7 protein-coding genes and 1 pseudogene are annotated in these 6,051 nt (G+C 62.7%); 2 read left to right on the top strand and 6 right to left on the bottom strand.

All coding sequences use genetic code 11. The annotated features are described in order from the left end of the window. Positions 1–463: 463 nt before the first annotated feature. Together ACZ7HQ_RS42610 and ACZ7HQ_RS42605 are read left to right on the top strand one after the other, a co-directional pair. The gene (locus tag ACZ7HQ_RS42610) at positions 464–988 is read left to right on the top strand and encodes a hypothetical protein (protein WP_471002254.1); all 525 of its coding nucleotides are present in this window, start codon (positions 464–466) and stop codon (positions 986–988) included. Positions 989–1,353: 365 nt separating this feature from the next. Then, positions 1,354–1,755, top strand: coding sequence for a hypothetical protein (locus ACZ7HQ_RS42605; RefSeq protein ID WP_471002257.1), 402 nt, complete (start codon positions 1,354–1,356; stop codon positions 1,753–1,755). On the opposite strand, the pseudogene ACZ7HQ_RS42600 reads toward ACZ7HQ_RS42605, so the two are convergent. From ACZ7HQ_RS42600 to ACZ7HQ_RS42575, 6 genes and pseudogenes are all read right to left on the bottom strand, one after another. Beyond that, positions 1,664–2,006, bottom strand: a pseudogene (locus ACZ7HQ_RS42600) (transposase); the annotation flags it as partial. The gene ACZ7HQ_RS42605 and the pseudogene ACZ7HQ_RS42600 sit on opposite strands and share 92 nt — an antisense overlap. Positions 2,007–2,211: 205 nt before the next feature. After that, the gene (locus tag ACZ7HQ_RS42595; RefSeq protein WP_471002252.1) at positions 2,212–2,502 is read right to left on the bottom strand and encodes a hypothetical protein; all 291 of its coding nucleotides are present in this window, start codon (positions 2,500–2,502) and stop codon (positions 2,212–2,214) included. 28 nt (positions 2,503–2,530) lie between these two features. After that, on the bottom strand, positions 2,531–2,824 hold the full coding sequence (locus tag ACZ7HQ_RS42590; protein WP_471002249.1) for a hypothetical protein: 294 nt from the start codon (positions 2,822–2,824) through the stop codon (positions 2,531–2,533). Next, complete coding sequence (locus tag ACZ7HQ_RS42585; protein WP_471002246.1) at positions 2,778–3,008, bottom strand: hypothetical protein; 231 nt, start codon at positions 3,006–3,008, stop codon at positions 2,778–2,780. The genes ACZ7HQ_RS42590 and ACZ7HQ_RS42585 overlap by 47 nt, the downstream gene beginning before the upstream one ends. Positions 3,009–3,258: 250 nt before the next feature. After that, positions 3,259–3,492 (bottom strand): hypothetical protein, encoded by a 234-nt coding sequence (locus ACZ7HQ_RS42580; protein WP_471002243.1) that lies wholly within the window; start codon positions 3,490–3,492, stop codon positions 3,259–3,261. A gap of 500 nt (positions 3,493–3,992) precedes the next feature. Continuing rightward, positions 3,993–5,717 (bottom strand): right-handed parallel beta-helix repeat-containing protein, encoded by a 1,725-nt coding sequence (locus ACZ7HQ_RS42575; protein WP_471002240.1) that lies wholly within the window; start codon positions 5,715–5,717, stop codon positions 3,993–3,995. Between the last annotated feature and the right edge of the window lie 334 nt (positions 5,718–6,051).

Raw genomic sequence — 6,051 nt, 5'->3', positions numbered from 1 at the left:
ATCACCAGCGCAACGACCAGGAGCCCTGCCGCGTTACGGACCCGACCGGCAGCCGCCAACGGCCGCGAAGCACAGGATGAGAAGGGTTCAGTGACCTCTCGTCCGACCCGAGTCATTGAACCCCGGTCAAGATCGAGGCATGTGCAGTGCGCTGGTGACGCGAACGGCTTGGAGATGTCGGACCGAAGCCTCATGGACCGGGGGTCCAGAAAGGCGTGACGGTCCCGCTGTCGAACAGCCCGGTCGCTGCGAGAAGCCAACCGGCGCCGCTATCAACGAATTAGGGTCCAGGCAGGCCAGGTGGATCTCGTCGAAATTGTGGATCACATCCCGGACCGTGTCCTCATCGGCCTGCACGTGATGTCACTTTCTGCGCACTCTGAGTTGCGCGCACGTGTCTAGGTGGTTTTCTTATGAGGGGGCAACAGCACCACACATGTTTCCTGCAACTGAAAGGCAGACGATGAGAGCCACCAAACGCTACGGATTTGCTGCTGGATCGGTCGCCGCCTTAGCATCCTTGACGATGCTCCTCGCTCCGGATGCCGCTGCCACGTCCCAGCAGTATGCCGCACCCGCCAGCCATGCTCTCAAGAAGATGCCGTCCGTCGACTGTACTGCTTTGACTGCCAGCCTGGCAGGCCAGTTGAAGGCCAGCGCAACCGCGTTATCCGCCACACCGACTGATGTTGCCGCTGCCCGCGCAGCCGTAATGGCAGCAGAGAAGACCTTCCTTCAGATTCAAGCCCAAGGGTGCATGTCAGGTAGGCCCCACCCCACTGGACCAGGCTGTGAAGCCCTGAAACTCCAGCTGCGTCAAAACCTGCAAATCTTCATCACTGCAGTCGTGACCTACCCACCCGTCAAAGCCAACATTGACACAGCACTGACCAACGTGCTCAAGACTGTGGCTGATCTAGCCGCGAATACCTGCACCGGCACCACCGGCACGAGCACGGGCACAGGCAGCACCGGCACCGGTTCGTAGGGCGTCTCACCGGTGTGATGTTCAGGCCGGTGTGGAGGTCTCGGATGAGGTCTTCACACCTGGCATGGGGTCACGTTGTCGGTGGCGGGGCGGGAGTCTGCAGGCTTCGCTTTACACCGCGGTGCCAGATGATCCGCGCATGCGGAGCCTGCTCCAGGCGTGGCCGCCCGCGTGCGGGCATCGGCTCCTGGTGTCGCGTGTCAGACTATGTGGCAGGGCTCGTTTCTTGCGGGCCCTGCTGCGTGAAGGAGTCTGCTCGTTCATGGTGAGGCCGCCGGCGTTGCCGCCGGAGGAGAAGGTCCGGATCGTGCTGTCCAATCCTGGCCGGTGAGACAACCGTCGCCGAGGCGACGAGGCGGGCGAAGGTGTCCGAGCAGTCGGTCAGGAACTGGAAGCGCCAGCTCCTGGAGTCCGGCCGGGCCGGACTGGCGGCCGGGAAGTCCGGCCCCAGCAGCCGGGAACAGCAATGTGAGGCCCATCTAGCCGACTTGACGCAGGCGTTCGGTGAAGCCGCGGTCGAGCTTCGGGTGTGGGAGAAGTCCGCCGAGGGCCGGCTGGGCCCTTCGAGGACCTCGAGACATCTGATGCGTCCAGCGCGTCAAGTGGCTGCGTGGAAAGCAATGTTCTCGCTGTGGGATTGCAGGCAGCCGAGGAGTCCGTTGAACAGGTGGCGCTCACGTGGATGGCATCAACGAAGACCACTGGATACACGAAGTCGAAAGGCCGGATCTGCCACTCGGCCATGCCGTCCAGGACCTTGTCCGTGATCGTCGAGATGGTCTGCCGGGAGACCTCTGCACCATAGACCTCCGCGAGGTTGGCCTGGACCTCACTGGTGGTGAGGCGCTTCTGCCGCTTCTTGACAGCTGCCGGAACAGCCCGGAACGCCGGCCAGCTGCAGGCCCCCGGCCTGGGCCCGACTCACCTACTCGTCGATCAGCCTGTCGTCCACGGCCTTCGCTGACACAGCAGCTGTCGACTCGACAGCCTCATTCTCGGCCACGTTCTCACTGGCCATCGATGCATCTTCCATGATCGGGAGTTACACCGAACGAGGATTTACAGTCCCAGTGCAGGGGCCGGGCAAGGATGTGCTGTTTCCCGAAACGACGTGCGTGTGTCCAGCTCCCCTTGTAGCGCACGTCCGCCGCACGGGGCCGTGCCCTGCCATCGGTGCTCCGGCGGCAGGGCTCCATCCCAGAACATCTGGCTCCCCCATGTGCTCACGGGTATCCGAGCAGGCTCCTCGCACCGCACCCGTCTGTGCGCGCGATTTGCTGTCCGACGCCGTCAAGCCTGGGGGTTTCAGCGCGGGAAAGTGTCCGCTTGAGCAGACCCTGCAGCGCGTCTTGCTCGTCCTGGGTCAGCTCGGTGAACAGGGGTTCCTCTGTCAGGACCTTCAAGCAGCCGTTCCCGCAGCTCCTCCGGGTCAGGACGAGTTGCTTGGCCCGGCGGTCGGTGGGGGTGGGGGCGGCGCTCTGATCGGCGAAGGCGTCTGCGGCGTGGGCGGCCATCAGCCGTGAAACCGGCGTGGGGCACTGTTCAGGCCTCTACGTACGCCACGACGGTGATCTGCCGAAGGGCGGTCACGTAGTAGATCACCCGGACCTCGTCGACGTCGTCCGCGTAGTCGCGCAGCAAGGTGTCGGGCACCGCGGTGCCCAGCTCGGGGTTGACGCTGATCGCGACGATCGCGCGGTCCAGGCGGTGTGTCTCGGCCGCGGTCAGCTTCGTCAGCTGGCTCAGCGCGGGCTCCACCAGGACGACCTGGGACCGGCGTGGTGCGTGCTCAGGCGACACGGGGCTGGTCGCCGGCGAGGCGCTCCAGGTGGGCATCGCGGGCTTCCTCCCACAGCACGCCGGACTCCGCGGCCGGGTAGCCGTTCTCAGCGATGTCCTCCAGGACCGAGGCGAGGACGTCGACCCGGGCGCGCTGGTCTGCCGCGTAGGCACGGAGCGAGGCGGCGGCGTTCCCATCGACGGGCTGACGGTCGGGCACGGGGGCCGGCTGCTGGCTCATCGGAGGCTCCTGGGTGTTGCTGGCGTGTGTCCTCACCGTAGCGCGAGGCGGGGCGCTCCGGGACGGCACGGACGAAACCCGTCCGCCGTGCCTGGGACCCTGCCGGGCCCAGGCACCAGTTGCGCGGACGGAACGCTTCTGTCAGGGGAAAACACCGGACGCAGGACACAGAGACCCAGGTTCGTTTCGCGTCCCTTCCTGGGTCTCCCGGCGGCACGGAAGTAGACGGAGCGTGACTGTCCTGTGCCCTTTACTGATACTGCCCGACAGCGTTGTTCAGTTTCCCGTCAGCGCGGGTGTTGGCATTGGTGTTCTCGGTGCTCTGTGGATCACTGTTGATGTTTGTGGCCAGTGCCGCGATGTGGTCGATGACCTGAAGGTTGTTGAGGGTGCCGTCGAGGAGTCCAGCGTGTGCCGGCGTGGCGGCGAGGGCACCCGATGCAACGGCCAGAACTGCAGTGACGATGGAGCTGCGCTTCTTCATGGTGGGAATAACGGCCGTTGAGTGGCATGGGGCACGGCCACCGGCTCAGCAGGCAGTAACGGTTTCGACGGGACTGAGGCGTGGGTTTCACGCTGTCACGCAGAATCCGCCCAAGGGCAAGGTCCCGGACGCATCCCAGCTCCCATAACAGGCATTCAGGCAACTGACGTTTCCACGCCCGGCCCAACGGCTACCCAGGACTATGTGGATCCGACACGCTACAGAAGATCCCTCTCATCCCTTAGAGCTACGAACCGATAAGTCGACCGAGTGAGGTTCTTCAGAGTGATCACCGATCGGGTGACGGCTGAAGATGCTCAGTGAGCACTCTTCCCGCTGTGGTCTCAGGGCTTCGGCGTCGTAGCGGCTTGAGTCGGGGCCTGTCCGAGCGGTACGGCCGCTCCGGCCCGCGTCATCTTTGTCTCAGAGCCAGGGGGCCGGACAGCGTGTTCCTGCCCGGCCCCGTCGCTGTGTGTTCTCCAGTTATGACTACACCCGCATTAGAGATGACAGGCGGCCGGCCCCTGATAAGCGCCGATGTTCGGTCTGTTGTTCCAGGGAAGTGCGTTGCCGAAGAAGTCCCACAGTGCGGTGGGCGTTACGCCGGCGAAAATTCCATTGCCGGCCAAGGGGAATCCACTCTGCCCCCAGATTCCACTGAAGTGGGCAGGGCTGCCCGCGGCCAGCCGGTACGACTGCGGCGAATAATAATTGCCATCACTGCAGAATCTCGGAAGACCCCGTACCGGGTGTGAATCGAGGTTGATAACCTCAGCGGCAGTGTTGCTGCCGACGAACAAATTATTGGTAAATGTCAGATTTCCCACATCCGCAGGGCGCTTGAAGACGTGGTTGATGTGCGCAGCCCCCCATGCAACGAAGAGGTTGTTGTAGATTTTACCGGCATGGGTGCCTACGATCCAGAAGGGCTGATCCCCCTGCTTTCCGGTAACGAACGTATTATTGTAGATCGCGATTCCGGAATTCTTTCGCCATCCACTGAGGAACAGCATTCCGCCATGAGGCTGCCCATTGAGACTGACAGGCTTCCGATATCCGTCATTGATGCTGATATTATAGCGGACGATGACATCCTTGTTGCCACCCAGAATTTCCAGGCCGTATCCGGCATTTTCATATTCAAAATTGTACTGCAGGAGAACGTGCTGGTTAGACAGGTCGACATGGATACTGGAGGAATCGCCCTCCCCTTGCGACTGATACACAACGTTATGTTGAGCCACAAAGTATGACGAACCGATCACCCAGGCTCCGCTTCCGCGGCCAATCTGTCCAGGGCCTTTGGAGCCGGTCCAGCCGATATTGTTCCTTTCCATCAGTACGTTTGTCGACGAACCGACGAGGAGGCACGAGCCCCCGGTGTGACTGCAACTATTGTCGCTGAAAATTGAATTTGACACACCCGACAATAGGGCGCCAAAACGGGTGCCACCAAGGAAATTAGTGACTCGCACCGCCACGTCGTCGATAGTGGCGCGCTGCGGCGCCAAGGATTGGAAGGAGATTCCCGCCTGGACGTTTGCATCGAAATTCGGGCGCACCTTCAGCGACGTAACATCGTGAACGGTAAGGCGCGTAACTCGAAAGTGGCTTAACTTCCGGCTGCCGGTATTGACTACGATCAAACCGTACGCATCGGCATCGTCGACACCGTCGCGGTGCGTTGTTCGATTATTGGTGACCGTGAGATCATGGAATTCGATATTGTCCTGATCCTGTACAGAGATCGCGGCCCACGCGGAACCCTTGCCATCGGGCGGCGCCGACCCATCGATCACCGGGTCGGCCCCCACGTCGTAAGCACCGAAGTCGATCGGCGCGCCCGGAGCACCTGAACTGTTGACGATCAGCGTGCCCCGGAACGTACCTCCCCGCTGGAAGAGCACCCGGCTCCCCGGGGCGAGTGCCGTACTGTTGACCTTGGACAAGGAATTCCACGGTCTCCATGGGGACAGGCCGTCATTGCTGTCGTCGCCGTTCGGGCTGACATAGAACGTCTCGGCGGTCGGAGCGGCGAGCTCTGACGCCGGCGCCTTCGAGCTGGACAGAACCCGGTCCATGCGGTCCTTCGACCACTCGGCTCCGTGATCAGTACGCTCGGAATCCGTCAAGGCCGCAGCCGCCTGCAAGGTGAACCCACCCCGGGCGGCCGCCGGGGCCTGCGGAGCGCCCAGCAACCCCATCGTGCCGACCGCGAGCACCATGGCGAACAACCATGTCGAACAGCGTCTCTTCATATGTCTTGCTCACCCAGCCATCCTCGGGGATTCGCACGCACATAAGAGCTTCATAGATCCTTTGAAATGATGAACACATAGCCCATACGAGTGCCGCGGACCACCCCAAGGGCTTCCGCAGCGTCGGTACGGTCCAGCGTTGTTGATCGAGGAGATGGACAGGCGACCGGCCCGAGTGGTATTCAGGCGCGGGTAGGTGCGGCGACCGCGGTCTGTCGGTGCCGTGAGAGTTCGGCGCGCGTGCCCGGCCGGTACACAGGCGGGCTGTGTGACGCACCACGGGCGGTCTCGGTGTCGTGAT

The sequence above is a fragment of the Streptomyces sp. NPDC037290 genome (assembly GCF_055603245.1).
Note: the sequence above shows the minus strand (reverse complement) of the source record. Positions and strands in the feature narration are given on the sequence as shown.

What these genes read in the sequence shown, in the direction of transcription:
- ACZ7HQ_RS42610 (WP_471002254.1), top strand. Translation starts at nt 464, where the DNA reads ATGAGAGCCACCAAACGCTACGGATTTGCTGCTGGATCGGTCGCCGCC.
- ACZ7HQ_RS42575 (WP_471002240.1), bottom strand. Translation starts at nt 5,717, where the DNA reads ATGGTGCTCGCGGTCGGCACGATGGGGTTGCTGGGCGCTCCGCAGGCC.
- ACZ7HQ_RS42595 (WP_471002252.1), bottom strand. Translation starts at nt 2,502, where the DNA reads ATGGCCGCCCACGCCGCAGACGCCTTCGCCGATCAGAGCGCCGCCCCC.
- ACZ7HQ_RS42580 (WP_471002243.1), bottom strand. Translation starts at nt 3,492, where the DNA reads ATGAAGAAGCGCAGCTCCATCGTCACTGCAGTTCTGGCCGTTGCATCG.
- ACZ7HQ_RS42590 (WP_471002249.1), bottom strand. Translation starts at nt 2,824, where the DNA reads ATGCCCACCTGGAGCGCCTCGCCGGCGACCAGCCCCGTGTCGCCTGAG.
- ACZ7HQ_RS42585 (WP_471002246.1), bottom strand. Translation starts at nt 3,008, where the DNA reads ATGAGCCAGCAGCCGGCCCCCGTGCCCGACCGTCAGCCCGTCGATGGG.